Source organism: Bacillus sp. AY3-1, assembly GCF_008368785.1.
In the GTDB taxonomy this organism is placed as follows: Bacteria; Bacillota; Bacilli; order Bacillales; family Bacillaceae_G; genus Bacillus_A; species Bacillus_A wiedmannii.
Genome location: NZ_QORZ01000019.1, coordinates 23966 through 49306, shown reverse-complemented (window position 1 = coordinate 49306; position 25341 = coordinate 23966). Strand labels below are relative to the sequence as shown.

Here is a 25341-nt window from a genome sequence, read left to right as displayed (position 1 = left end):
ATGCTTTCTCTTCTCATTACAATTTTATACATTTCATGACAATTCCTTTTCTATCCTATTAATCATTTGAATATTCAAACTAGATTTGTTACGCTATTACTAGATACATCATTCAACTTGCAACATGAAAAGAGAATTCTAATCAAACTACAAGGAGGAGAAATGTATGACTAAGAATGATCATGGTTTAAAGGAAAAAGTAGAAGGTGCCATTGATAAAGTAAAAGGTGAAGTAAAAGAAGTTGTCGGGAAAGTAACTGACAATAAGAAATTACAAGCTGAAGGAAAATGGGATAAAGTGAAAGGCACTGCTAAAGATACGGTTGGTAATGTGAAAGAAAAAGTACATGAATATAAAGAGCATAAAGAGAATAAATAAAAAAGAACTAGGATGTATGGTTGTGCAAGTAGTAAGTTACTAGATTTGAGAAAAGAGAATTTGTATTTTATATTTACCTATAAAATCATTTTAAAACGACAAAAAGATGCCTCAAGGCATCTTTTTGTCTATAAACAACTATTTTACATCCTACTTTGTGAAATTTGGTTTTAGGTCACCTGTATACGGTTCATGCTCAACAAAGATTTTTATATCTTTTCCATTCGCATCTTTCCCGATTCTTGTATACGTAAATTTCTCTTTATTTAGCTCAGTCAGTTCAAGGACCGCACCATATTTATTATTTCCTAACGAAACGTGAGCCCTTATTTTATTACCATGTACAACATCAAAGAAACCATAGTCTCCACGACTTTCTCCTGTATTCGCATTGAAAAACTCGTATTTATTTGTATTTTTATCGTATTTTGCTAGACTGATTAAGTTTGAGTTGTATTTTGTTACATCATTACCCTGTTCGTCTAATACCACCGTTCCATTCCATAGTGTACTAGATAAAATTTCATCTCCATCAACGTCTGTAACTATTTTCCCCGTCGAGCTTTCCAACTTTTTATCAGGTCGCGTGAAAGAAAGTTCTTTTCCATGGTAAGGAACATGTTCAACAAACACTTCTACATCGTTCCCTTTTGCATCTTTCCCCATTCTTTTATATGTAAATTTCTCCTTGTCTAATTGCGTTAATTCAACAACTGCTTGATAATTTTGCGTTTCAGAAATTAACACCCTTTTCTTTCCATCATTCGTTATAAAAAAGGTACCGCTATCATTACGACTCTCTCCTGTACTTGCATTAAAAAATTCATACCTTGCAGTTTTAGCATCATATTTTGCAAGCCCGATGAAATTTTGATTTTCTTTCGTTACATCATTATGATCTTTGTCATAGACTTTTGTCCCTTTCCAGTTTGTTTCACCAAGTATGCTAGCTAGTAGTTGCCCTTTCGTTTGTTGAATTTGCTCTGTTTCTTGTATTGCATTGTATAAAAATTGTGCGTACTGTTCACGCGTCACATCCATACTTGGAGCAAATTTCCCTCCTCCTACTCCTTTTGCAATATTATTTGTTTGAACAGCACTAATTGCATTTCTTGCCCATGAGTTCGTTGCAACGTCATTAAAAGTATGATCACTCTTTGCCTTTAAATGAAAAGCATTTGTAAGAACCTGTGCCATTTCTGCGCGTGTTAAGGATGCCTTCGGTCTAAAGTTTCCATGCTCATCCCCCTTAAAAACACCCATTTCTATTAAAGATAAAATTAAGATAATATATTTTTAATCTCAATCTTTTTATAAAAAAACGTTATTCTTTCTCATCTAGCTTGTTAAGAAAGAATAACGTTTTTTAATTCTAGCGTTCCTTTTGGCAAAAAGATGGTTTGAAATTAAATGTTCATTCCATTTTTTTGTTTATGTTATTATGATAAAAGAAAGAATATTTCGAAATAAAAAATCGGAATTTGGGCAGAAATGAGGAAAAGAAATTGAATATTGAGCAACAATTATATGATGTGGTGAAACATTTAATTGAACAAAGATACCCAAATGATTGGGGTGGAGCCGCAGCGATTCGTGTAGAAGATGGAACAATTTATACAAGTGTTGCTCCGGGCGTAATAAACGCTTCAACAGAACTTTGTATGGAAACAGGTGCAATTTTAGAAGCACATAAATTTCAAAAGAAAGTTACACACTCTATTTGTCTTGCTAGAGAAAATGAGCATTCTGAATTAAAGGTACTCTCGCCTTGCGGTGTATGCCAAGAACGTTTATTTTATTGGGGACCAGAAGTACAGTGTGCGATTACAAATGCTAAACAAGATATTATTTTTAAACCTTTAAAAGAGTTGCAACCATATCATTGGACAGAAGCATATCATGATGAAATGGCAAAAGAATGGAGTACGAGATAGGGGGCTAAGTTTAATTATTTGCCTGCTGAAAACGAAACAACTTCACGGCCTTTTCCAAACAGAACATCGGAAAAAGCCGTGGCATAATACTTATTTTATAATTGACGGAATACGGCCAAAATGGCTCTTTTTACTTCCCTTCATTCTTCTCTAACACATACAAATCTTCTTCAATATTAGATAGTTTCTCTGTTACGAGCTTTCTAGCATCTCCAATTGCTTGATTGTATGCAAACGGTCCTACTAATTTAATCATTTCTTCTATTAATCGCTCTGCTTGGAAACGTCCAATTTCATCTAAATCTTCTTCAACGAAAAATTGCTGAATTTGTGCCACAAGCTCTTCTTTTTTATCATTAGGTATTTTTATATTCATCATCATTTGTTACTCCTCTATATTTAAGTTAGTCCGTTTCTTAACTCTACCATAGAAAAATGCTTTCCAGGACAACTTTTTGTAACGCCTTCTAGCTCCCTATGACCGAGTATATTTTCTTTCTTTATAGCAAACTGCTTCATAAACATTTTACATAAAGAATATAATGCATTCATTTGTGCGGTAGTTGGATCATATTTATCAAAATTACCCGTCATACATATTCCAATTGTATTCCTATTATTATCTTTCGCATGTGCTCCAATATGTAAACCTCGCCCTTCGACTACAGTTCCATCTTCTTCAATAAAATAATTGTAACCGATCCCGCTCCACCCTCTTACTTTTTGATGAAATTCATGTGTTTTATACACATCCCATCCATCTTCGGATGTATGGTGGATAATCAGTTTATTAACTTTCTCTAAAGGAACTAATTCATCTTGAAATGTTAAATTAACACATTTAATTTCCATTTGAACATCCTCCCCTTACAAATCAATGATCATAATTGTTTTATCATCTGGTCTTATTCTCTTTTCCCCTTCTAGCTCTTCAATGATTGCTACATATTCACTTATACTATTCTTTCTTATATATGCAACAGTTTGTTCAAGTGGCCAATCTGGGTGGAATACTCCGTCTGAACAAATAAAAATCCCGCTCACTTCATCTATATGTAGTTCACCATGTTGTAAATAATGTATCGCTTCTTTCATTCCATTTGCAACGGAATACCCGCCCTGCATATTAGCAAGATAACGATTATATTTTAACTGTTCTCGCACATCTTGAAAAACATATTCTTCTGGTACAGATAACCCTTTTTTACGATCTTCTTCTCTCTTCTTTTTTGCTCGTTTACTAATTCCTTCAACCGTGTCTTGCGTTAATACTTGCATCGTTCCATTTTGAAGTATTGCGACAATCATACAGTCCCCTAACTGTGCGTATTCAATTTTCTCACCATCTATTTGAACTGCCGCAATACATGTACACCACAAATCCTCTTTCTTTCTCGTGTCTACTTCATATTCTAACATTTTGCTTTGCAATGCTTCATTTGCTTTTGCAACAGTAACTTGCAAACTATGATTTTCACGTAATGAAGCAAAATAACTTGCAAATAAATGCGAAGCGATGTATGCTCCATTATGTCCCTTTTCATCACGAAACGGGACGAGCGGTGTTGCACCATCACATACACCATACATCTTTTTTTCTTCATTACAAAAATAAGAATCCTCACATTCTTGCTTCAACGGGCTTTTCTGTTGATACGTTTTTATCCTCATATCTGTATCCCCTTTCAAATGAAAAAACACTCGAATTCTTTCGATTAATCTAATTTTCCGAAATAAACTGTTTTTACCCAAAACTTTCAATATCATATATAATCTTGAAATAATGTGAATTTTTTAGTGAAGGACGGGAAAGAGATGGTCAGATTTCTTGGTGTTATTATCGGTTCTATTATTATTGCGATTGCATTTAATCTTTTCCTTATCCCCCACAAAATTTTAAGTAGTGGAATTGGCGGAATTGCTATTATTTTAGGGATTGTAACTCCTGTAAACACGGGTATTATTAACTTTGTATTAAACTTACCTATCCTTATTTTAGGTTACATAGGTCTTGGAAAAAAAGTGATTTTTAACACTGTTATCTCTGTTATTGTATTATCTGTTGCATTATACTACGTTCCAGTAAAAGTCGTAGCAACAGACCCACTTTTATCATCTATCTTTGGTGGTGTCATTGCCGGAGCTGGTATCGGCCTTGTTTTTAACTGTAATGGATCAACTGGTGGATTTGATATTATCGGTATGCTATTGTCTCGAAAAAGAGACATTAAACTTGGTGGATTCCTTATTATTTTAAATGCAGTCGTTGTAATAATTGCAGGATTCTTCTTCACTTGGGATGTTGCTCTTACAAGCTTACTTTCAATTTATGTAACTGGTAAAGTGATCGATGCTATTCATACGAAACATCGAAAGGTTACACTTATGATTGTAACAAATGAAGCAGAAAAAATGAAAAAACAACTCCTTTCAACTGTTGTACGTGGAATTACATTACTTGATGGCGAAGGTGCTTATTCCAGCGAAAAAAAACGTGTACTTATGACCGTCGTTTCTCGTGAAGAATTAGCAAGTATGAAATTAACAATTTCCGAAATTGACCCTCATGCATTCGTTAACATTACCGAAACGGTTGAAGTATTAGGATTGTTTAGAAAAGGTTAAAAAACTAGGTGGATTTCCACCTAGTTTTTATTTTCCATAAATTCAATTCGATTTCCGAACGGATCTGACACATAAAATCTAATTACATCTGGCCGTGCATGATCATCTATTACTTCAATGCCTTGTTTTATTAATTCTTGTTTAAATTCATCAATTTTTAAAACATAAAAAGCTGGATGCGCCTTTTTAGCTGGGTTGAAGTTTTGCTCAACTCCGATATGAATCTCTTGATTTCCACACTTAAACCAGCACCCACCACGCTTCTTTAATTCCTCTGGCTTCGGTATTTCCTCCATACCAATTTTATTACCGTAAAACTCTCGTGCTTCTTCTTCACACCCTACAGGCGCAGCTACTTGTATATGATCGATCCCTTGAATATAATTTTTCATTTTCTCTCCCCCTCCTCTATCCTAATGTTATAAGAAAAACCTACTCCTGTAACTTACAAAAGATTTATAAAGTAATATAAGATCCCCTTATTAACACCTTACACTCACTTTTCCAAAATAAAGAAAACAAAATTTATTATATAACTTCCATTTTTTATAGAAATACACATTACATCTATATTATAGTTATGGATAGATAAATCTTTTTAGATGCTATTTGTACGGAGGAACTATTATGAGTCGTAAAAAATATTCATCAACTCAAAGAAAACGTCATCCGAACATTTCTAGACGTTTGCGAAACCATATACAAGATCGTTCATTAACAGAAATGTACGCATCTCTGTTCAAACACAATCCTGATAGTATTATTTCATTAAATTTAGAGGGAGTTATTCTACATATAAATCCTTCTGCCGAAAAAATATTAGGTTACAATTCTTTAGAATTAGAACAGAAAAATATTACCTCTATTTTAGAAGCTCATATTTCTGAGCAAGTATTACAAAATATAAAGAATACTGGAGTGGATAATCAACAAGAGTATATCTTATCAATTTATCATAAAAATGGATTCTTATTAGACGTCGTGACAAAACTAGTTCCTATTTTTGTCCAAAATCGTCTAACTGGCGTATATGCCATTATGAAGCCTCTTGAAAAATCAGAAAGAATTGAGAATATGCTAAAAGAAAGTGAGAAGAGGTTACGTACATTAGTGAACTCCATGCCTGCGTTTGTTATATTTAAGGATCATGAGGGGCGCTGGCTTGAGGCAAATGACTACGCACTTTCTTGTTTCAATTTCCATCATGTACCTTACCACGGGAAAAAAGATAGTGAACTCATTCAATATAACGAAGCGTACCGAGAGGCTTTTTTACATTGTGAAGAAGTCGACGAACTAGCATGGCAACAAAGACAAATTCTTCATGGCGAGGAATTTATTATTCATAGAGATGATTTCGATCTAATCTTAAGTATATCGAAAGTTCCACTTTATCATTCTGACGGCTCCCGTAAAGGTCTTATCGTAATGGGAAGAGATGTTACCGAGCTAAAAGAAACGGAAAAGTTATTACGAAAATCAGAAAAGCTCGCAGTAGTCGGACAACTGACAGCTGGAATTGCCCATGAAATTCGAAATCCACTCACTTCTCTAAAAGGTTTTTTAACATTGCTACTCCCTGAAATAAATGCGGAGCAGAAATGGTATATCGATGTTATGTTAAGTGAGATTTCACAGATGGAATCTATCACAAGTCAATTTATGGCGATGTCTAAACCACAAGTGTTATCTATCCAAACTTGTAACATACAAGCTTTAATTGAAGAGGTAGTAACATTTATTTTACCAACTGCTATTATGCATAGCGTTCACATCATTATGGATCATTTTGATTACGTATATGACATTCAATGTGACGGCAACCAATTAAAACAAGTTTTTATAAATATATTAAAAAATGCAATCGAAGCGATGCCAAATGGCGGAAATATTTTCATCCAAACAAAGCCATTAGAGAATACTTTCATCTTAATACGTATTATCGATGAAGGTTGCGGTATCCCAGAAGATCGTATCTCTCGTTTAGGCGAGCCATTTTATAGTTTAAAAGAAAAAGGAACAGGACTAGGATTAATGATGTGTTACAAAATAATTGAAGAACATCATGGTAAATTACACATTTCAAGCGAATTAAATAAAGGGACGATCGTTGATATTCAGCTACCACTTTCTTCGTCTCATCTTGCAATTCAGTCGTAAAAAAAGAAGCATCTGCTAATTGTTAGCAGATGCTTCTTTTTTTTACTTTTATAATACTGTATTGACACATCATCCCATTTTGTAATTCAGTCGTAAAAAAATAAGCATCTGTAATTGTTAGCAGATGCTTCTTTTTTTTACTTTTATAATACTGTATTGACATACCATTCTTTTGCTTTTTCTACTTCAACCATCGTTAATTGATGTCCTCTATTTTCCCAATGCATTGTAACAGTAGCGTTTGCATTCTCTAATAGTACCTTCAATTCCTCTGACTCCGCTGATGAACAAATCGGGTCATTTGTCCCAGCAGCGATAAATACTAATTTCCCTGCTAAATTAGGCAATTGTGTTTCTCTTCTAGGTACCATTGGGTGATGAAGGACAGCACCTTTTAATGCATTTTCATAATGGAATAATAAGCTTGCAGCAATGTTTGCTCCATTTGAATAACCGATAGCTACAATATTATTTCTATCAAATTCATATGTTTTTGCAGCTTCATCTAAAAATTCATTTAATTCCTTCGTACGGAAAATTAAATCCTCTTCATCAAAAATGCCTTCTGCCAATCTACGGAAGAAACGTGGCATGCCATTTTCTAATACATTTCCCCTAACACTTAATACAGATGCTTCCGGATCAATTATTTCTGCAAGTGGTAATAAATCTAATTCATTACCACCTGTACCATGAAGTAATAACAACACTGGTTTTGATGTATCTTTTCCTTTTTGAAAAATATGTTTCACCATAATCCTTTTCCCCTTTCAATCACTTTTCGTCTAAATTTCTCACTTCAAATGGTAAAAGTCTTTGTTCAATTTGTTTTCTATGTGGTTCATATTGCTCCGGTAACTTTAATTCCTCACCCATCGTCTCTAACGATTCGTCATGAGCGAAACCAGGAGGGTCTGTTGCAATTTCAAATAAAATTTCCCCGTGTTCTCTAAAATAAATTGCGTTAAAATAATTTCGATCTTGTACAGGAGTTACGTGATATCCAAAACGAGACACATGCTCTTTCCAGTCTAGTTGATCATCATCGTTAGTCGCTCTCCAAGCAATATGGTGGACTGTACCAACACCCATTTGGCCACGCCCGATTGTCGATAGCCTCAAGTCGATAATATTCCCAATATCAGCAGAAGAACGGAATCGAACGAATTCACCTTCTTCTCCAATTTTCTCAAGACCCATAACATGCTCTAACAATTCAGCTGTTTTTTGAGGTTGTGCAGATAAAAGAACAGCACCGCCAAATCCTTTAATTGCTACTTCTGGCGTAACTTCTCCAAAAGTCCAATTATTTAATTCGCCTTCTTCTCTTTCTACTAATTCTATATGCAAACCATGTGGATCATCAAATTCTAAATACTGCTCTCCAAATCGAGTCATTTTTGTATACGAAATATCGAATTTTTCTAATCTATTTTCCCAAAACTCCATTGCGCCCTTTGGTACGACATAAGACGTAATGCCTACTTGACCGTCACCAATAATTCCTTGACGAGCACCTGCCCATGGGAAAAACGTAATAATTGTTCCAGGCTTTCCTCCTTCATTACCAAAATAAAGATGGTACGTGCCTGGAACATCAAAATTCACTGTTTGTTTCACTAAACGTAAACCTAACACACCAGCATAAAAATCTACATTTTCTTGTGGGTGTCCTACGATTGCTGTAATGTGATGAATTCCCATCATTTTCTTTTCCATTTTCTCCGCCCCTTTTTATTTCATTTTAAAAACTTGTATACATTAAAATTCATTATTCATTTTGTCCATACTGCAAAGTAAAATCCATCGTTATGATTTTATCTTTAATTCGAGATATAAGCTGTGAAATTACGCATTATCTTCTATATCACTGAATTCATCTCGAATTCGAGATAATTCCCAAAAAATATTTACTCCATCTGAAATCTTTATTCGGAAATAAATTATCTTGAACTTAAGATTTATTATAAGTTACTTACTTTTAGTTGTCAACAAGTTACTTATTTTCATTTTAAATCAAAAGAGAGTAAATGCTAGTTATCATTTACTCTCTTCGCTAATTATTTCGTTTCCTCTTCCAACACTGCTTCCATCTCATTAAATTCACGATGAATTGCTTTCACTGGTTCTTTCGTTAATAAACTTACAACAATAACAGCTAATAAGCTACAGAAGAATCCAGGTACCATTTCATACATAGTGGCTTTTAAACTTGGAATTTGTACCCAAGTAATAACAACTACTGCACCTACAATCATCCCAGCAAGAACGCCCCATTTGTTCGTTCTCTTCCAATATAAACTTAATAAAATAGCGGGTCCGAATGCTGAACCAAATCCTGCCCAAGCGTAACCGACAAGTGTTAAAATTGTATCACTTGGATAATATGCTAAAACAACTGCAATCATAGCTACTACTAATACTGACAATCTACCGATAAATACAAGTTCTTTATCACTTGCGTCCCGACGGAAAAATGTTTTGTAGAAATCTTCCGTTACTGCACTTGAAATAACAAGTAATTGCGAGGAAATACTACTCATAATCGAAGCCAAAATAGCTGATAATAAAAACCCAGTAATGTATGGGTGGAATAAAATATTTGAGAATGTTACAAAGACCATTTCCGGGTCTTGCAATGTCGCATTATTTTTAGCGTAATAAGCAATACCAATTAGACCAGTAAGCATTGCACCTATAATTGAAATCGTCATCCAACCGATACCGATTCTACGAGAAGTTTTTAAATCTTTAATAGAGGTAATTGCCATAAAGCGAACAATAATATGCGGTTGCCCAAAATACCCAAGACCCCATGCTAAAAATGAAATAATACCAAGAATTGTAGTCCCTTTAAACATATCTAAACGCGATGCATCAACTTGCTTAATTGTATTGAATGTTTCTGTTACACCGCCCACATCTGTAAAAGCAACAATTGGTACTAATACAAGCGCAATAAACATAATACATCCTTGCACAAAGTCGGTCCAACTTACTGCTAAAAAGCCACCGAATAGTGTATAAGCAACTACGACACCGACAGTTACAAATAAACCAATTTTGTAATCAAGGTTGAAAGAGTTTTCAAACAAACGCCCACCTGATACTAAACCAGCCGACGCATAAAATGTGAAAAATACTAAAATGACGATAGCGGAGACAAAACGAAGTATTTTCGTACGATCTTTAAATCGATTCTCTAAAAAGTCTGGAATCGTAATTGAATCATTTGCCACTTCTGTATACGTTCGCAAACGCGGGGCAAGAATTAAATAGTTTGCATAAGCACCTATTAATAACCCTATCGCAATCCATACACTAGATAATCCTGTTGCATACATCGCACCAGGTAATCCCATTAGCATCCAACCACTCATGTCAGAAGCACCAGCTGATAAAGCTGTAACTGCTGGACCGAGTCCCCTTCCGCCTAACATATAATCTGATAAATCGGATGTCTTCTTATAAGACCAATAACCGATATACAACATGCCTGCCATATAAATAGCAAGCGAAACCATAATCTCAATCTTCACCAAATCTCTCCCTTAGTAACATAAGCCATTCAAAATTTCGAAAAATGACTTTTTCTATTTTCTTGTTTTCGCTTATGGTTCCCTACCTTAACAAATATTTTTTGTTCTTTCAAGTGAATAAGCCCTTTTCACTACATGTGAAAACCTTTATAAACGCCTTTATCCCAGTGGATTACCCCGGTTTAAAATAAATTAAAGTAAAAATATTCAGAAAATATAATACCGTTTTTTCACACCTTATTTTCATTCACTTATCAGACAAATTTTAAAAGAAAAAAAGCCATACGAATGTATGACTTTTAATCTATTAAACATAGCTTATCTTCTATTTACTAGTAGGAAACAATTCTGAAAGAGGAACTATCCGCCCCACCTCATCTTTAAACACAATATGCTCTCTCGTTAAATGACGCGGACTCTTTACTCCCGCTGCGGCCGCAAGTGAGAACAAACTATATCTCATGCTAACAACATAATTCATTACTCGCCATTTCTTCTCATACGGATCTAGCGCTTTTTGATAGTGCGGATTCGTCGTGGCAACCCCAGATGGACATTGTCCGGAATTACATTGAAGTGCCATTATGCAGCCACTTGCCATCATAAATCCGCGTGCTGAATTTACAGCATTTGCACCAATAGCTAAAGCAATTGCCACCTTATCTGGTGTAATTAATTTCCCCGAGGCAAAAACTTTGAATTTGTCCCGAACACCATAATGATTCGCTGTATCAATACATGTCAGTAACGCTGGAATAAGCGGCATTCCCATACTATCTGCCATCGATTTATACGTTGCTCCTGATCCACCTTCTGAACCATCAATTGTAATAAAATCTGGATAGATATTTAACTCTTTCATCGTTTTAAATAAATTTTCCAACGGCTCCTGCTGTCCAATTACAATTTTCATACCGACTGGTTTACCGCCGTTTTCTTGCAAACGTTGAATAAAATAAAGTGTATCTGCTACATTCCTTAAAAATGGAAATCGATTCGGTGAATTAATTGTCTCCCCTTCTCGCACATTCCGAACAGAAGCAATTTTCTCATTTACTTTTTGTCCTTCTAGATGGCCACCACGTATTTTCGCACCTTGCCCAAATTTCAATTCAAATGCTTTAATATTGCTTTCTTTTGCTTTCTCCATAAATTTCTCCATTGAAAAATTACCATCCTCATCACGGTACCCAAATAAACCCGGACCAATTTGCGCAACGATATTCGCACCTGTATGTAAATGTTCTGGAATAACGCCACCTTCGCCAGTATTAATCCACGATCCGCCAGCCATCTTCGCACCAAATCCGCTCGCTAAAATATAATTTTCGCCAATCGCACCGTAAGAAGTCGCAGATGCCCCAAACATGCCATGTAGTTTCCACGGATATTTGCGGTTTTCACCGACGATAATTGCATCGTCTTCTTCATATAACCAAAGATTCGTTGTATCCGCTGTCAATTTTTCTCTTCGTGAAAATAACCCTTCTTTATGAATCACATACTTTTTCCCTTCACGTTCTTGCGTTACATTCACACTTAATTCATCTGTTAATATCGGAAATAATGTATTAGCAATATAATATCCAGATGCATCAAAATCTCGTTTTGATCCAAAACCGAGTATTTCTGAACGGTATTTCGCTAGAAACATTACACTTTGAAAATCATAACGTGAAAAGGGCTTTCCATCCGTATCATGATCAAACCAATATTGCCTAAATTCCGGTCCTATCTTTTCAAGTAAATAACGCATCCTTCCTAAGTATGGATGCAGCTTTAATATAGAATGATGCGTCCGTTTTTTAATAAAAAATGTAATAATAAAAAAAATGATTAATAGTAACATCAATAAGAGCAATATACTAATAATAACGAGTAGCGTTTCACTCATCCCGCTTCCTCCTATGAAAATCCATAATAAAAGGAGAACACCTGATGTGTTCTCCTTTTATCTTTATTCAAATTAACGTAGCAAGATGCTCTTTCGCATCATATTCAACTAAACTTTCAGCATTTTGAATTCGATGAACAAAATCTGGATTAGCAATTAAAGGTCTTCCAAATGCCGCTACATCAATCGTTCCTTCTTGCAACGCTTCTTCCGCCTCTTTCGGATTTAAATTCCCTACTCCTACAATCGTACCCTCCCAATATTTTCTTACTAATTGATGAAAATTCTTTCCGTCAGCAATAACTGCCGTATAATTCATCGTTGAAGGGTGAATCATCGTTAATCCAACTTCGTTGAACATATTTACAAACATTTCAATTGCAAGCTCAGGGTTTTCCCACATATAAGTTGGATTATCACCTTTGAAAGCAGAAAAGCGAAGAAGTGTTTTATCAGCCCCAACAGCTTCTATTACAGCCTCCGTTACTTCTTTCATAAACGTTAGCCTTTGCTTTAAATCTCCGCCGTATTTATCAGTACGCTTATTTGCGAACTCATAAGTAAATTGATCGATTAAATATCCGTGTGCACCGTGTATTTCTACTCCATCAAATCCAGCTTCGATCGCGTTTTTCGCAGCTTGTGCGTATTGACCAATCACCTCTTGTATTTCTGCTAACGTCATTGCTTCTGGCGTGTCGAACGGTTTACGAAAACGCGGAACATTTCCCTCTGCAGCGATAGCAGACGGTGCTTGCGGCATTTGCCCACCAATTATTTCGTGATGACTCATACGTCCAACATGCCATATTTGAGCAATAATCGTTCCGCCTTCTTTATGTACCGCCTCTGTAACAGGCTTCCACGAATCAATTTGTTCTTGTGTATAAATCCCTGGTACTCCTGGATTTCCTTTTGCTCTTGGGCTAATGACGATTCCCTCTGTAATAATTAAGCCAACTCCATCAGCTGCACGTTTTCTATAGTACTCGACTACATCAATACCAACGACTCCTGTTTCATGATTCGCGAAACATCTCGTCATCGGTGCCATTGCTATGCGATTACGAAGAGACCAAGATCCAATTTGAATCGAGTCAAATAACTTCGTTTCTTCAATATTTTCAAAAGATCCCCAATCATTTATATTTGTTCCTTCATAAATACTTGCTGCTTTATTATTTGAACTTGTCATTTTTCTTCCCCCTAAAAATTCTTACTATAATCGCATCATACTTACTTTTAGATAGTAACGTCAATTTATACGCTCTTATGTAGGAATATTCGTATAATAAAACGAACCGTTTTATTACTAGAAGGGTTCTAGAATTCAAATCTCTACTGTCTATTCTTATATTCAGTAAGTGGATGAGGAAAATACTTGTTAAGCGGATGTTTTCTTTTCTTCTAATTTTATTAATGTAGAATATATTGGTAATTATTTTTCAAACTGTTTACTAACAAAATAAACGATTTCCACTGTACTATATTCAAACTTACAGTAACAAGGTTTAAATCATTCATTTGTTTTTTATTATACAAACAAAATTTTAGGAACGAATAAAAGACTCCTACATAGTTGAACATATTTTTTCTATTCATCCCTTCCTAGTCCCCATGAAAAAAGGAGCTGTCACATAGTCGAATTATCGACTATATGACACTCCTTTTTAGTTGACCGTATATGGCTAAAAATTCATTTATCTCTTTAATATAAAGAATATAAACAATCATTATCTCTTCACATATAAAAAATTCCTTAGCAGTAGAAGTGAGAGTGGTTCAGTATTCTTCTAAAAATAATAACTTATAAACCTAAAACAATGAAAGCCCTACCTCTCTTTCATCCTTACGGCTCCTCGTCCGTGCCAGTGTGAATCAGGATTGCAAAAATCAAGTAACTATTCTATCGAAGTGTTTAATTAAACTTCGAATATTCGTAAAGAATTTAAAAAATAAAAATGGATTTGATTGTAGTAATAACAAAAGAGGTTAATGCTCTAAAAGTGGTTTGAAAGAATTGAATGTCTTTGAAATGATTAATTCTCTATAATTTTGTTCCCAAAAAATTCAAAACCTTTTTTGGGATCTAATACATTATTTGTAATGAATCTTAACAAAAGCTTTTTATTTGACTTTCTGTGATACCTTCAATTAATCCCAGTTCACTAATCAAAAATTCGTGTGCGTTATCTAACATTTTCTTTTCGCTTGCATTAAGTGCTTTTTCTTTCTGCATACGTAATAAATCACGTACAACTTCAGCACCTTCTTGTATTTTACCCGTCTTTATTTTATCAGTGTTCAATTTATACCTTTGTTTCCACGTAAGTAATCTATCAGATTCTCCATGTTGAAAAATATCCAATATGTGTGCTATTGCCGTTATATCCGTGACTGGTCGTATATTTGAGCTCAATATTCTCCCTGCCGGAATCATTACTTCCATATTACTACCCGACATTTTTATAACATAATATTGTTGTTTTTCTCCTGTGATTTCCTTCTCTTCTATGGCTTTAATTATACCTGCTCCCTGCATTGGATAAACAATGTTATCGCCAATTTGAAACAAATAATCCACCTCCATATATGGTAACCTTCTCAATCTTAACACACAATCAATTTTTTAGCAAAATTTTTATTTTATCATAAAATTATTTTTAATGTCAATCCTTTCGAACTAAGAAAATAATTTCATAGAATATCATTAAAAACCCGCAATCTTATTAACTTTTCCGCACATATATACATTCTAATTTCACCTTCTCTTTTTACATAAAAACACATTACTACATATAAATAGTAATGTGTTTTTTATACGGAATCGTTAAACATTCCCTATTAATTTCACGCCTATACACTTACCTGCTTACGTACTGTCTCTCTCGCTAAAAGAAAACTCATAATCACTTGCGCAGCTACTCGACTCGTCATATCTCTGAAATCAAGGGTTGGATCAATTTCTACTATATCCATCCCTTGAACGAGCGGTTCTTTACCAAGAAATTCAATCGCATCAAGTAAAGTCGTACTATCCATACCGCCAGGACCAATTGCTGGACAACCTGGTGCAAATGCTTGATCTAGTACATCCATATCAAGAGAAATGTAAATAGAAGTCACGCCTTGCTTTCTTAATACTTCAATACTTTCTGTGATAATATCTTTGATTTGTCGCTCTCGTACATCTTTCATTGTATACACTGTCACGCCATGTTCTTTTGCATATTCATGGTACGCTCGTGCATTTGAAAAATTACGAATTCCGATTTGAACGAGTTGTTTTCCTGTAATGACATCATTTTCTAGTAGACTACGGAACGGTGTACCATTTGATGGGCCACCATCATCTAAATTACGTAAATCATGATGGGCATCAAATTGAATAATACCGACCTTCCCTTTACTATTTGCAAATCCTGTTATACTCGGAAAGCTAATCGAGTGATCCCCGCCAAGAACGATTGGTATCATGTTTGGATTTACTTTCGTTACATGACCAACTGTTTTCGCAATTCGCTTATGACTTTCTTTTATATCCGTCACATGCATCGTAATATCGCCGCAATCATATAAGACACTTTCTTTCATATCATGTTCTTCCGTAATTGCGTACGTACTATATGCATCTAACATTGCACGAATTGTTTTTGGCGCAAAACTTGCTCCTGAATGACTAATAGATGGTTTAGAAAGGGGTGCTCCAATTAAGGCCGCACCGAATATTTCCAAACCTTCCTCCCAATCTTTAATCATCTCACTCCATTTCGTCACTTCACGATCGATAAACTTTGCATTTTTCTTTAAATAGTGGCCGTGCTCCACGATTGTTCACCTCTTGTATATGCGATATTACCATTCTTCCATACTGTATTTACATGACTTACGCCGTAATGATACGGTACGTAAGCATAATTGTAAGCATCCCATAGAACTAAATCTGCCTTGCGACCAACTCTAATTTTCCCAGCTACATCACCACGATTAATTGCGTAAGAAGAGTTAACTGTTACTGCATTCCAAACTTCTTCTGGTGTCATTTTCAGCTTGAGCATTGCAATGCTCATAATAAGCTGAATGTTCTCAGTTGGACAACTACCTGGGTTAAAGTCTGTAGCCAAAGCAACTGCAACACCTTCATCAATCATTTTACGTCCACGAGCAAAGCTTTCTTTATTTAAATAGAAAGTTGTTCCTGGTAATAAAGTCGCTACTGTATTAGAGTTTGCAAGCATTTCAATTCCTTTATCAGAAGCGCCAACTAAATGGTCCGCTGATGCTGCACCAATTTCAGCCGCTGCTTCCGCGCCACCAAGAGGGTCAATTTCATCTGCATGAATTTTCACATCAAACCCAAGCTCTTTCGCTTTTAATAAAAACTCTTTTGACTCTTCAACAGAGAACACACCTGTTTCACAGAAAATATCAACGAATTCAGCTAATTGCTTCTCTTTCATTTCTGGTAGTAGGTCTAACATCCATTGTAAAAATTCTTTCGATCTACCTTTATACTCTTTCGGAACTGCATGAGCACCTAAAAATGTGGAAACTAAATCAATCGAGTGCTCTTTTTGTAATTGTGCAGTTGCCTCTAATTGTTTCCATTCCGTCTCATCATCTAATCCGTAACCACTCTTCGCTTCTACAGTTGTAACTCCGAAAGATAGCATACGGTCTAAATGGAATTTCGCTTTTTGAACAAGTTCTTCTTTCGACGCCTGTTTCGTTGCATTTACAGTTGAAAGAATTCCTCCTCCTTGTTCTAAAATTTCTAAGTACGGAACCCCTTGTAATTTTAGTGCGATTTCATTTTCACGAGATCCACCAAATACAAGGTGAGTATGCGGATCGACAAGACCAGGAGAAACCATTTTCCCGCCGCAATCAATAACTTCTTTCGCTTGTAATCCTTTAGCTTCTTCCACTGTTCCAACGAAAGTAATTACGCCCTTTTCAATTCCAACCACACCATTTTCGATAACAGGAAGCGTGTTCATCGCTGCCCGTCTTAACAAGCCATCTTCTTGATCCATTGTTAGTAATTGACCGATATTTATTAGTAAAGTGTCCAGCATGTTTTCTCCTCCTTATTTCATCATCGGAATGTTAACGCCTTTTTCTTTCGCAGTTTCCACAGCTAAGTCATATCCTGCATCAACGTGACGAACAACACCCATACCAGGGTCAGAAGTTAATACACGCTCAATACGTTTTGCTGCTGCTTCTGTTCCATCTGCAACGATAACCATTCCAGCGTGAAGTGAATAACCCATACCAACGCCACCACCGTGGTGAACAGATACCCAGCTCGCACCGTTTACACTATTAATTAATGCATTTAAAATTGGCCAATCGGCTACTGCATCACTACCGTCTTTCATCGCTTCTGTTTCACGGTTTGGAGATGCTACTGATCCACAATCTAAATGGTCACGACCAATAACGATTGGTGCTGATAATTCACCATTTGCCACCATTTCATTAATAATGCGACCAAATTTCGCGCGCTCACCGTAACCTAACCAACAAATACGAGATGGAAGACCTTGGAACTCAACTTGCTGACGAGCCATACGAATCCAGTTACATAAATGCTCATTATCCGCAAACTCACGTAATATTACTTCATCTGTTTTATAAATATCTTCTGGATCACCAGAAAGTGCTACCCAGCGGAATGGTCCTTTTCCTTCGCAGAATAATGGACGGATAAATGCTGGAACGAATCCTGGGAAATCGAATGCATTTTTCAAACCTTCATCGAAAGCAACTTGGCGAATGTTATTTCCATAATCAAATGTAATTGCGCCTTTTTCTTGCATAGCAAGCATTGCTTCTACATGTTTTGTCATGCTTTCTTTTGATAATTGTACGTAACGTTCTGGATCTTCTTCACGAAGTTTCGCTGCTTCTTCTAATGTGTAACCTACTGGAATGTAACCGTTTAGTGGATCATGAGCAGATGTTTGATCCGTAACTAAATCTGGCGTGATATTACGCTTCACTAGTTCTGGTAAAATCTCCGCTGCATTTCCTAACAATCCGATTGAAATCGGTTCTTTCTTCTCTTTATACTCGTTCGCAATAGTTAATGCTTCTTCTAAAGACTCTGTATACAGATCACAATATCTCTTTTCAATACGACGATCGATGCTGCGCTTATCAACATCAATAGCAATGACAACACCGCCGTTCATCGTTACAGCAAGAGGTTGTGCACCACCCATACCACCTAAGCCGGCAGTAAGTGTTACTGTACCTTTTAATGATCCATCGAAATGTTGACGTGCCGCTTCGCCAAACGTTTCATATGTTCCTTGTAAAATCCCTTGTGTTCCAATGTAAATCCAGCTACCAGCTGTCATTTGGCCGTACATCATAAGACCTTTTTTCTCTAGTTCACGGAAGTGATCCCAGTTCGCCCACTTCGGTACTAGGTTTGAGTTCGCTAAAAGAACGCGAGGTGCATCTTCATGCGATTTAAAGATTGCAACTGGTTTTCCTGATTGAACAAGTAATGTTTCATCGCTTTCTAACGTTTTTAATGAATCTACAATCGCATGGTAGCTTTCCCAGTTACGAGCTGCACGGCCAATTCCGCCATATACAACTAATTCTTCTGGTTTTTCAGCAACTTCAGGATCTAAATTGTTCATTAACATACGAAGTGCAGCTTCTTGAACCCACCCTTTCGTTTGTAATTCAGTACCTCTTGGCGCGCGAATTGTTTGTTTAACTTTTTCCATTTCAATCTCTCCCTTTTCTCATTTTATAGTGCCGCGTTTACATCTAATCTTTCTTTTATCGAATAATTCGTTTTTAACCAGTGCGTAATATTTTCAATATCCGTTGAGAATATGCGATCATTTGTAATAGAAGGTACTTGTTGACGGCCTTGATGGTAGAAGCTCTTCGTCACTGTACTCATGTTTTCAATACCGCGATATTCTGCTGCTTGCATCGCACAAATCATCTCAATTGAAAGAACACGTCTTACATTTTGAATAATTTGATGTGCATGGCGTGAAGCGATTGTTCCCATACTTACGTGATCTTCTTGGTTAGCTGATGACGGGATTGAATCAACACTCGCTGGATGTGCTAACGTTTTATTTTCAGAAACAAGTGACGCTGCAGCGTATTGCATAATCATTGCACCAGACTGAAGTCCTGGTTCTGGACTTAAAAATGGAGGTAAATCATTTAATTGCGGATTTACTAAACGCTCGATACGACGCTCTGAAATATTTGCAAGTTCCGCCATTCCTACTTTTAAGAAGTCCATCGCAAACGCAATCGGTTGACCATGAAAATTCCCACCCGAAATTACTTTTTCTCCGCCATCAAAGATTAGCGGATTATCTGTTGCTGCATTCATTTCAATTTCTAATTTTTCTTTCACATAATTTAAAACTTGCCAAGAAGCACCGTGTACTTGCGGGATACAACGAAGTGAATATGCATCCTGTACTCGTAGTTCTCCTTGTTTTGTTGTTAATTTACTATCATGAAGGATGTCACGAATTCTGCTCGCTACTTCCACTTGCTCTTTATAACCACGTGCTTTATGAACATTTTCATCAAATGCATCAATAATGCCTTGTAATCCTTCAATTGTCATCGAAGCAATGAATTCAGCTTGATACGCCATTGCTTCTGCTTCTATATAAGAAAGAACTCCTTGCGCTGTCATCGCCTGCGTACCATTGATTAATGCAAGCCCTTCTTTCGCTTCAAGTTCAATCGGTTCAAGCCCTTCTTCTGTAAGAGCAACCATCGCATGAACGCGTTTCCCCTTATAGAACACTTCACCTTCGCCTAATAATACAAGCGCAAGATGAGATAAAGGTGCTAAATCGCCACTCGCACCAAGTGACCCTTGTTGCGGAACAACTGGGTGAATTTTACGATTTACAAACTCAAGAAGCATATTTACAACAAGTGGTCTAACACCAGATACTCCTTTAAGCATCGTGTTCGCTCGTAAAATTAACATACCGCGTGATACTTCTTCAGGGAATGGATCACCTATACCGCATGCATGTGACTGAATTAAATTGTGTTGAAGTGCCTTTACATCATCTTTTTGAATAAGCACATCACTGAACTTTCCAAATCCAGTTGTAATACCGTAAACGACTTTTCCGTCCTCTACAATTTTCTCAACAACTTCGCGGCACTCCGCCACCTTTTGCATACTATTTGGACAAGCTGTTACACCTTCCCCTTCAAGTAACAACCTCTTCATTTCTTCAATTGTCAATGTGTGTCCTGTTAACGTAATCATTCTTTTTCCTCCTTAAAAAGGCAAAAGGGGACCTTATCTTTTTAAGACAGACTTCTGTCCTAAAAAAGTAAGGCCCCCTTCTAACTAATAGACTATGGGCAAATCATATGTGATTAATTCCTAAACCAATCGCCTCATGCTCAGATCCTTTTACAGGTGCACCAATCGTTCCATATAATGCAACAGCAACCCATTCGCCTTCTTTTTTTCCGTCGTATGGTCTACCGCGCACAATTGCAAAGCGAAGTCCTACTGTACGAAGAACGTCTGCTAACTGAATTTGACCTCTCGTCACTCCGTACAAAGCTTCCATAATCGCATGATAAAGTGCATGTGTTTCTCTGTAAACATCTGTTTCAATAACTTGGGTGCTCTTAGCCGCTGTTTCCATTGCTGCTACAACTTTTTGCGAATTCATCGAACCCACTTTCCCCGTACAATACTTCCAACCTTTTGGAATAGATAATACAGGGCTTTCATTCTCATCCGCAAGTGCCAACAACATGGCCATACGACCAATTCGATGTGTTCCTTGAAGAAGCATGTGACTCTCTCATTTCTTTTAATTATTTGAATATTTCTTAATTTAAGAATATATGAAAACGGTTAAATCGTCAATAGTTTAAACTCACATTCGAACAATTTTTTCATCCCCTCCATTTGTGTACACAAATTATTTACACGAATTTTTCAGGCGTGCTATAGTCTCACTTACAGATGCAAAGGGGCGATATTTCAATGACGAAGCGAAAAGATATTCATTTTCGAATTGAAGAAAAATTACTTGAAAGGTTTGAATCTGCACTCCATTACGAAGGTTTAAAGAAAACCGACGTATTAACACACGCGATTCAGCAATTTTGTACGAAAGTGGAATGCGAAAAGATGAATGATGTAAAGCGCCAATACAACGTAAGCAACCATTTACAAACACGTATCGATACGCATAAACATTACGAAGAAAAACAAGTAAATTTAGATGAACTCGTCATGGAACATTTACAACTTCAAGGAGAAGAAAAAATATTAGAGGTTGGGTGTGCTAATGGAAATTTTCTTTCCCTTTTACAAACTAACGGTCATAAAGGCCAACTAACCGGTTTTGATCAATCAAAAACGATGCTTTCTGAAGCTGCAATAAAGAATAGCATAATTGAATGGAAACTAGGTGATGCTGGTAAACTCCCTTTTGAAGCTAATTGCTATGACTGGGTCATCGCAAGACATATGTTATATCACATGAAAGATGTCGAAAAAACAGTTCAAGGATTCCATAAAGTAATTCGTCCCGGAGGCTCACTTTTAGCTACAACAAATTCTGACGTTACATTACCTCATATAGTTGAAATGTGTAACCGCATGTTAGACGCATTTGATTTACCGAAAACAACATCATCAGTCACTCCATTTTGTTTAGAAAATGGTAAAGAGATATTACAGTCTGTTTTTCCAACTGTTGAAGAAACAGTTATTCATAATGCTCTCGTTTTTCATCATGCTACTCCGATTGTAAGCTATATTTCTAGCATGTTTCCATCGCTAAATATACCTGATAGTACATATCTTCACGCCGAAATGAAGGAATGGCTAAAAAAAGAAGTAGAAAATGAATTGTCACTTCATAACGGTATATGGCGCGACCCGAAAACGTTAGCCATTTATCGATGTCAAAAAGAAAAAAGCTAGCAAATGCTAGCTTTTATACATTCTCATGTAAAAGTTTGTCCATCATCATATTGCCCTTTCCACCATAAAAATTTATATTATGTTCGTTCGCTACTCCAAAATAAGAAGCAACTGCTATTCCGAATGGTACGAAAGCATGTCCTTGTGCAGTAATAATATTTGAGTGTTGTACAACTTCTTTATATACAAAATTTTCTACTGGAAAACAATCTAACTTTTGATAATCTATAGTCGCTGTATAAGAAATCCCTTTAAATAAACCTGCTCTTGCTAACGCATACGGTCCAGCACAAATCGCAGCTACTAATTTTTCTTTTTCAGAAAATTGGCGAATGACTGAAAAGAGAATATCTGCGTCTTTCATATGTACTTCGTCTCCCCCTGGAATGATAATCCCCTCATATTCATCTACACGCACTTCACTTAATTCTATATGCGGTTGTACTTGCAAGCCTGTTTCACTTATAATCAACCCTTTTGTTAAGCCCGCAGTAATGATTTCATATTTCTTTTTCAGCAATGCTGTTGCTACTGTAATTTCAAACTCCGCAAATGTTGGGTATACGAATAATAATATTTTTTTCATAGTCCTTTCTCCTTTAACCAGCCCATAAAATATACTTCTAACTCATCCACTGTTAATGTATTCGTGTCCACATAAGTTACAGGAAATTGTTTATACCATTCTTTTTCAGTTTCTACTAATTTAAATTGTTCTTCGAATGTACTTCGATTTCTTGCCCCGTCATTATTTTTTCTATCATATAAATTTTCTTTCGAAACATCTAAATAAAAAATTGCATCCGAACAGCATTCTCTTAATTTATACAATTCATCTTTTAATTCTGTTTCTATATCCCACTCTTTCCCTATCACTTTCGGATAAAAGAGTGTATAAAATTCAATATCTTCTGGTCCGCGATCAAAAATCACGACTGAATCTTTCACATTTTGAAACTCCTTTATTTTTGCTTCAATAAACATTTTTTGATTTATAATAAATCCTTCTTTTGAATTCATATCCAAATTTAATTGTTTTCGCTTTTCTACAATTGGATATGGATTTTCATATATAACTGAAAGCCCACATCTCTCTAACCTTTTAGTCAATGTTGTTTTTCCGCTTGCCATCGATCCTTGGAGTGAAATTACATATGCCATTCCTCTCATTCCCTTGCATTTTAGTATATCTATAATATACAGAATTTTAAAAACCATCAACAGAATATATATCATCTTGTTTCTTATTCTTATCTAACTTATAATAAAAATAGAGATTATGACGGACGCATCAATAATGTAAGCTTGGAAATCCAAGCTTACATTATTTTTTGCTTTCCCTTTTCTAATAAAAAGAGTATACTAGTTTAGAACGTATGTTCTTAATGATTACATACAGTAAGGAGATAGAACAATGGTATACGACACTAAAGCAATTTCTTGGAATGAGTCTTTAAAACAACTTCAACGCCGCTATACAAACAAACAAGTTGATCGAAAAGAATTTGAAGATATTGAACTGATGGAATTCTTCCGCGATAACGACTACATTTCTTTACCTACACATATAAGCGGCCTATCAACAGTACGTTTTACTTCTTACTCTATTTTCACAACTGAAGATAAAGATCGTAAAGTTGGCACATTAATCATTGAATATGTAGAAGATGATAATAATAATTTATGTGTTGAACAACTATACTTTGTTTAAATGATAACGCTTGGTCAAAATGACCAAGCGTTCTTGCTTTCTATGAATCTCACTGTTTATAATATGAATAAAAGAAAACCGCAATCATTAAGGGGGGATAAGCTTGCTCGAAGGATGGTTCAGTTGGTTCATAGTGCTATGGACTGTTATTTTATTAGGACTTATGTCTATCGGTGGATACTTTATGTTCAGAAAATTCCTAAAACGATTACCTAAAGAAGATGGTATGTCCATTTTAGATTGGGAAGAGCACTATATTAATAAAACTAGACATTTATGGGATGAAGAACAAAAACAATTGTTAGAAGAGCTCGTAAGTCCTGTTCCAGAACTATTTCGCGATGTCGCTAAATCAAAAATTGCTGGCAAAATTGGAGAACTGGCATTACAAGAAAAAGCCTCTCAAATTACACAAGATTTAATTATCAAAGGATATATTATTGCTACACCGAAGCGTGATCATAAATTTTTAGTAAAAAAACTACAAGAAAAAGAGATTGATTATTCAAACTATAAGTCTTTACTCGCAAAATAACTTCACATTATTTTCAATAAAAAAGACAGCGCCTTTGACGCTGTCTTTTTATTTTATACATATACAGTTTTTAAGTTAATTTCATATCTTTTTCATTATAAAAACCATCTTCTTTTTCCATTTCCTTCTGTAATTTCGTAAAGGAACGGTACATAGCAATTCTCCATGACACAATCATCGCGAACGCCAGTAAGAAGAACATGCCACTAAGTTGCCCTAAATCAAGAGATTGACTTAAGTATGTTTTAAATACAATCCGCACGACAAGTAATCCAATTAATATAAAAACAAATGCTTTTGAACGCTTCAAATAAATCTCTTGTCCTCTAATTTCAAATTTAGATGTTTTAATAAGAAAAATAGAGAAAAACAAACCGACGCCAATTGCTTCTAACATTTCTGCTGGAGTTAATCGAAATTCAGGAAAAACAAACATCAACGCTCCCGTGCTCATAAAAAATGGTGGAAGTATAATTTTTTTCAATGTTGCCGGTTTCTTAGCTGCTTTTAAACGAATAAACATCGCACCAACAGCCATACAAACAGCAACGATACTGGATAAAACAACTATGTTCATATTTTCTCATC

General features: G+C 35.7%; 25 protein-coding genes and 1 pseudogene. 7 read left to right on the top strand and 19 right to left on the bottom strand.

Annotated features, from left to right (window positions below; genetic code table 11):
- Positions 1-166: 166 nt before the first annotated feature.
- Positions 167-379 (top strand): CsbD family protein, encoded by a 213-nt coding sequence (locus DN389_RS20290; RefSeq protein ID WP_016077378.1) that lies wholly within the window; start codon positions 167-169, stop codon positions 377-379.
- A 150-nt stretch (positions 380-529) separates the two neighbouring features.
- Here the strand turns inward: DN389_RS20290 and DN389_RS20285 are convergent.
- Positions 530-1672: pseudogene (locus tag DN389_RS20285) on the bottom strand (DUF4822 domain-containing protein); the annotation flags it as partial.
- Between the two features lie 212 nt (positions 1673-1884).
- Between DN389_RS20285 and DN389_RS20280 the strand changes: the two are divergent.
- Positions 1885-2313, top strand: a complete 429-nt coding sequence (locus DN389_RS20280) for a cytidine deaminase (protein ID WP_001019669.1) — start codon at positions 1885-1887, stop codon at positions 2311-2313.
- 130 nt (positions 2314-2443) lie between these two features.
- On the opposite strand, the gene DN389_RS20275 is transcribed toward DN389_RS20280, so the two are convergent.
- Genes DN389_RS20275 through DN389_RS20265 form a run of 3 tightly spaced genes read right to left on the bottom strand, consistent with a single transcriptional unit; the run spans position 2444 to position 3984 of the window.
- On the bottom strand, positions 2444-2695 hold the full coding sequence (locus DN389_RS20275) for a DUF2164 domain-containing protein (RefSeq protein WP_001994665.1): 252 nt from the start codon (positions 2693-2695) through the stop codon (positions 2444-2446).
- 17 nt (positions 2696-2712) lie between these two features.
- On the bottom strand, positions 2713-3165 hold the full coding sequence (locus tag DN389_RS20270; protein ID WP_098189461.1) for a peptidoglycan recognition protein family protein: 453 nt from the start codon (positions 3163-3165) through the stop codon (positions 2713-2715).
- 15 nt (positions 3166-3180) lie between these two features.
- Positions 3181-3984 carry a protein phosphatase 2C domain-containing protein gene (locus tag DN389_RS20265; protein WP_098189462.1) on the bottom strand — a complete coding sequence of 268 codons (804 nt, stop codon included), beginning with the start codon at positions 3982-3984 and terminating at the stop codon, positions 3181-3183.
- A 144-nt stretch (positions 3985-4128) separates the two neighbouring features.
- Between DN389_RS20265 and DN389_RS20260 the strand changes: the two genes are divergently transcribed.
- Positions 4129-4938: a YitT family protein gene (locus DN389_RS20260; RefSeq protein ID WP_000251342.1), complete on the top strand. Its 810-nt coding sequence runs from the start codon at positions 4129-4131 to the stop codon at positions 4936-4938.
- A 20-nt stretch (positions 4939-4958) separates the two neighbouring features.
- Here DN389_RS20260 and DN389_RS20255 read toward each other — a convergent pair whose 3' ends face one another.
- Positions 4959-5330 carry a VOC family protein gene (locus DN389_RS20255; protein WP_000800762.1) on the bottom strand — a complete coding sequence of 124 codons (372 nt, stop codon included), beginning with the start codon at positions 5328-5330 and terminating at the stop codon, positions 4959-4961.
- Positions 5331-5565: 235 nt separating this feature from the next.
- Between DN389_RS20255 and DN389_RS20250 the strand changes: the two genes are divergently transcribed.
- On the top strand, positions 5566-7098 hold the full coding sequence (locus DN389_RS20250; RefSeq protein ID WP_098189463.1) for a BA3702 family sensor histidine kinase: 1533 nt from the start codon (positions 5566-5568) through the stop codon (positions 7096-7098).
- A gap of 143 nt (positions 7099-7241) precedes the next feature.
- Here the strand turns inward: DN389_RS20250 and DN389_RS20245 are convergent, their stop codons facing one another.
- The 11 genes from DN389_RS20245 to hutP all read right to left on the bottom strand — a co-directional run bounded on the left by DN389_RS20245 (position 7242) and on the right by hutP (position 21365).
- Complete coding sequence (locus tag DN389_RS20245; RefSeq protein WP_098189464.1) at positions 7242-7853, bottom strand: alpha/beta hydrolase; 612 nt, start codon at positions 7851-7853, stop codon at positions 7242-7244.
- A 19-nt stretch (positions 7854-7872) separates the two neighbouring features.
- Positions 7873-8817 (bottom strand): ring-cleaving dioxygenase, encoded by a 945-nt coding sequence (locus DN389_RS20240; protein WP_149237518.1) that lies wholly within the window; start codon positions 8815-8817, stop codon positions 7873-7875.
- 341 nt (positions 8818-9158) lie between these two features.
- Complete coding sequence (putP, locus tag DN389_RS20235) at positions 9159-10637, bottom strand: sodium/proline symporter PutP (RefSeq protein ID WP_142343676.1); 1479 nt, start codon at positions 10635-10637, stop codon at positions 9159-9161.
- A 325-nt stretch (positions 10638-10962) separates the two neighbouring features.
- A complete protein-coding gene (locus tag DN389_RS20230) occupies positions 10963-12531 on the bottom strand; it encodes an FMN-binding glutamate synthase family protein (RefSeq protein ID WP_149237517.1) in 1569 nt (522 codons plus the stop codon).
- 67 nt (positions 12532-12598) lie between these two features.
- Positions 12599-13726: an alkene reductase gene (locus tag DN389_RS20225; protein ID WP_149237516.1), complete on the bottom strand. Its 1128-nt coding sequence runs from the start codon at positions 13724-13726 to the stop codon at positions 12599-12601.
- Positions 13727-14644: 918 nt separating this feature from the next.
- Positions 14645-15106 carry a CarD family transcriptional regulator gene (locus DN389_RS20220; protein ID WP_170771247.1) on the bottom strand — a complete coding sequence of 154 codons (462 nt, stop codon included), beginning with the start codon at positions 15104-15106 and terminating at the stop codon, positions 14645-14647.
- 281 nt (positions 15107-15387) lie between these two features.
- The gene (hutG, locus tag DN389_RS20215) at positions 15388-16359 is read right to left on the bottom strand and encodes a formimidoylglutamase (RefSeq protein ID WP_149237515.1); all 972 of its coding nucleotides are present in this window, start codon (positions 16357-16359) and stop codon (positions 15388-15390) included.
- Positions 16338-17609, bottom strand: coding sequence for an imidazolonepropionase (hutI, locus tag DN389_RS20210; protein WP_098189471.1), 1272 nt, complete (start codon positions 17607-17609; stop codon positions 16338-16340). Before hutI ends, hutG begins: the two co-directional genes overlap by 22 nt.
- A gap of 12 nt (positions 17610-17621) precedes the next feature.
- On the bottom strand, positions 17622-19280 hold the full coding sequence (gene hutU, locus DN389_RS20205) for a urocanate hydratase (protein WP_000416702.1): 1659 nt from the start codon (positions 19278-19280) through the stop codon (positions 17622-17624).
- 23 nt (positions 19281-19303) lie between these two features.
- The gene (hutH, locus tag DN389_RS20200; RefSeq protein WP_000631835.1) at positions 19304-20821 is read right to left on the bottom strand and encodes a histidine ammonia-lyase; all 1518 of its coding nucleotides are present in this window, start codon (positions 20819-20821) and stop codon (positions 19304-19306) included.
- A gap of 103 nt (positions 20822-20924) precedes the next feature.
- Positions 20925-21365: a hut operon transcriptional regulator HutP gene (gene hutP, locus DN389_RS20195; protein WP_000926520.1), complete on the bottom strand. Its 441-nt coding sequence runs from the start codon at positions 21363-21365 to the stop codon at positions 20925-20927.
- Between the two features lie 194 nt (positions 21366-21559).
- Here hutP and DN389_RS20190 point away from each other — a divergent pair, with 194 nt between their 5' ends.
- Positions 21560-22507: a class I SAM-dependent methyltransferase gene (locus DN389_RS20190; protein ID WP_060487412.1), complete on the top strand. Its 948-nt coding sequence runs from the start codon at positions 21560-21562 to the stop codon at positions 22505-22507.
- Positions 22508-22520: 13 nt separating this feature from the next.
- On the opposite strand, the gene DN389_RS20185 is transcribed toward DN389_RS20190, so the two are convergent.
- Positions 22521-23093 carry a DJ-1/PfpI family protein gene (locus tag DN389_RS20185; protein WP_088122896.1) on the bottom strand — a complete coding sequence of 191 codons (573 nt, stop codon included), beginning with the start codon at positions 23091-23093 and terminating at the stop codon, positions 22521-22523.
- Positions 23090-23677: an AAA family ATPase gene (locus DN389_RS20180; RefSeq protein WP_098189474.1), complete on the bottom strand. Its 588-nt coding sequence runs from the start codon at positions 23675-23677 to the stop codon at positions 23090-23092. Before DN389_RS20180 ends, DN389_RS20185 begins: the two co-directional genes overlap by 4 nt.
- Before the next feature lie 244 nt (positions 23678-23921).
- On the opposite strand from DN389_RS20180, the gene DN389_RS20170 reads away from it, so the two are divergent.
- Positions 23922-24218 carry a hypothetical protein gene (locus DN389_RS20170; RefSeq protein ID WP_000262405.1) on the top strand — a complete coding sequence of 99 codons (297 nt, stop codon included), beginning with the start codon at positions 23922-23924 and terminating at the stop codon, positions 24216-24218.
- Between the two features lie 103 nt (positions 24219-24321).
- Positions 24322-24753 (top strand): DUF2621 domain-containing protein, encoded by a 432-nt coding sequence (locus DN389_RS20165; protein ID WP_000889390.1) that lies wholly within the window; start codon positions 24322-24324, stop codon positions 24751-24753.
- Between the two features lie 70 nt (positions 24754-24823).
- Here the strand turns inward: DN389_RS20165 and DN389_RS20160 are convergent, their stop codons facing one another.
- The gene (locus DN389_RS20160; protein ID WP_001028637.1) at positions 24824-25330 is read right to left on the bottom strand and encodes a CcdC family protein; all 507 of its coding nucleotides are present in this window, start codon (positions 25328-25330) and stop codon (positions 24824-24826) included.
- Positions 25331-25341 lie beyond the last annotated feature (11 nt).

What these genes read in the sequence shown, in the direction of transcription:
- DN389_RS20290 (WP_016077378.1), top strand. Translation starts at nt 167, where the DNA reads ATGACTAAGAATGATCATGGTTTAAAGGAAAAAGTAGAAGGTGCCATT.
- DN389_RS20275 (WP_001994665.1), bottom strand. Translation starts at nt 2,695, where the DNA reads ATGATGATGAATATAAAAATACCTAATGATAAAAAAGAAGAGCTTGTG.
- DN389_RS20270 (WP_098189461.1), bottom strand. Translation starts at nt 3,165, where the DNA reads ATGGAAATTAAATGTGTTAATTTAACATTTCAAGATGAATTAGTTCCT.
- DN389_RS20265 (WP_098189462.1), bottom strand. Translation starts at nt 3,984, where the DNA reads ATGAGGATAAAAACGTATCAACAGAAAAGCCCGTTGAAGCAAGAATGT.
- DN389_RS20260 (WP_000251342.1), top strand. Translation starts at nt 4,129, where the DNA reads ATGGTCAGATTTCTTGGTGTTATTATCGGTTCTATTATTATTGCGATT.
- DN389_RS20255 (WP_000800762.1), bottom strand. Translation starts at nt 5,330, where the DNA reads ATGAAAAATTATATTCAAGGGATCGATCATATACAAGTAGCTGCGCCT.
- DN389_RS20250 (WP_098189463.1), top strand. Translation starts at nt 5,566, where the DNA reads ATGAGTCGTAAAAAATATTCATCAACTCAAAGAAAACGTCATCCGAAC.
- DN389_RS20245 (WP_098189464.1), bottom strand. Translation starts at nt 7,853, where the DNA reads ATGGTGAAACATATTTTTCAAAAAGGAAAAGATACATCAAAACCAGTG.
- DN389_RS20240 (WP_149237518.1), bottom strand. Translation starts at nt 8,817, where the DNA reads ATGGAAAAGAAAATGATGGGAATTCATCACATTACAGCAATCGTAGGA.
- DN389_RS20230 (WP_149237517.1), bottom strand. Translation starts at nt 12,531, where the DNA reads ATGAGTGAAACGCTACTCGTTATTATTAGTATATTGCTCTTATTGATG.
- DN389_RS20225 (WP_149237516.1), bottom strand. Translation starts at nt 13,726, where the DNA reads ATGACAAGTTCAAATAATAAAGCAGCAAGTATTTATGAAGGAACAAAT.
- hutI (WP_098189471.1), bottom strand. Translation starts at nt 17,609, where the DNA reads ATGCTGGACACTTTACTAATAAATATCGGTCAATTACTAACAATGGAT.
- hutU (WP_000416702.1), bottom strand. Translation starts at nt 19,280, where the DNA reads ATGGAAAAAGTTAAACAAACAATTCGCGCGCCAAGAGGTACTGAATTA.
- hutH (WP_000631835.1), bottom strand. Translation starts at nt 20,821, where the DNA reads ATGATTACGTTAACAGGACACACATTGACAATTGAAGAAATGAAGAGG.
- hutP (WP_000926520.1), bottom strand. Translation starts at nt 21,365, where the DNA reads ATGCTTCTTCAAGGAACACATCGAATTGGTCGTATGGCCATGTTGTTG.
- DN389_RS20190 (WP_060487412.1), top strand. Translation starts at nt 21,560, where the DNA reads ATGACGAAGCGAAAAGATATTCATTTTCGAATTGAAGAAAAATTACTT.
- DN389_RS20185 (WP_088122896.1), bottom strand. Translation starts at nt 23,093, where the DNA reads ATGAAAAAAATATTATTATTCGTATACCCAACATTTGCGGAGTTTGAA.
- DN389_RS20180 (WP_098189474.1), bottom strand. Translation starts at nt 23,677, where the DNA reads ATGAGAGGAATGGCATATGTAATTTCACTCCAAGGATCGATGGCAAGC.
- DN389_RS20170 (WP_000262405.1), top strand. Translation starts at nt 23,922, where the DNA reads ATGGTATACGACACTAAAGCAATTTCTTGGAATGAGTCTTTAAAACAA.
- DN389_RS20160 (WP_001028637.1), bottom strand. Translation starts at nt 25,330, where the DNA reads ATGAACATAGTTGTTTTATCCAGTATCGTTGCTGTTTGTATGGCTGTT.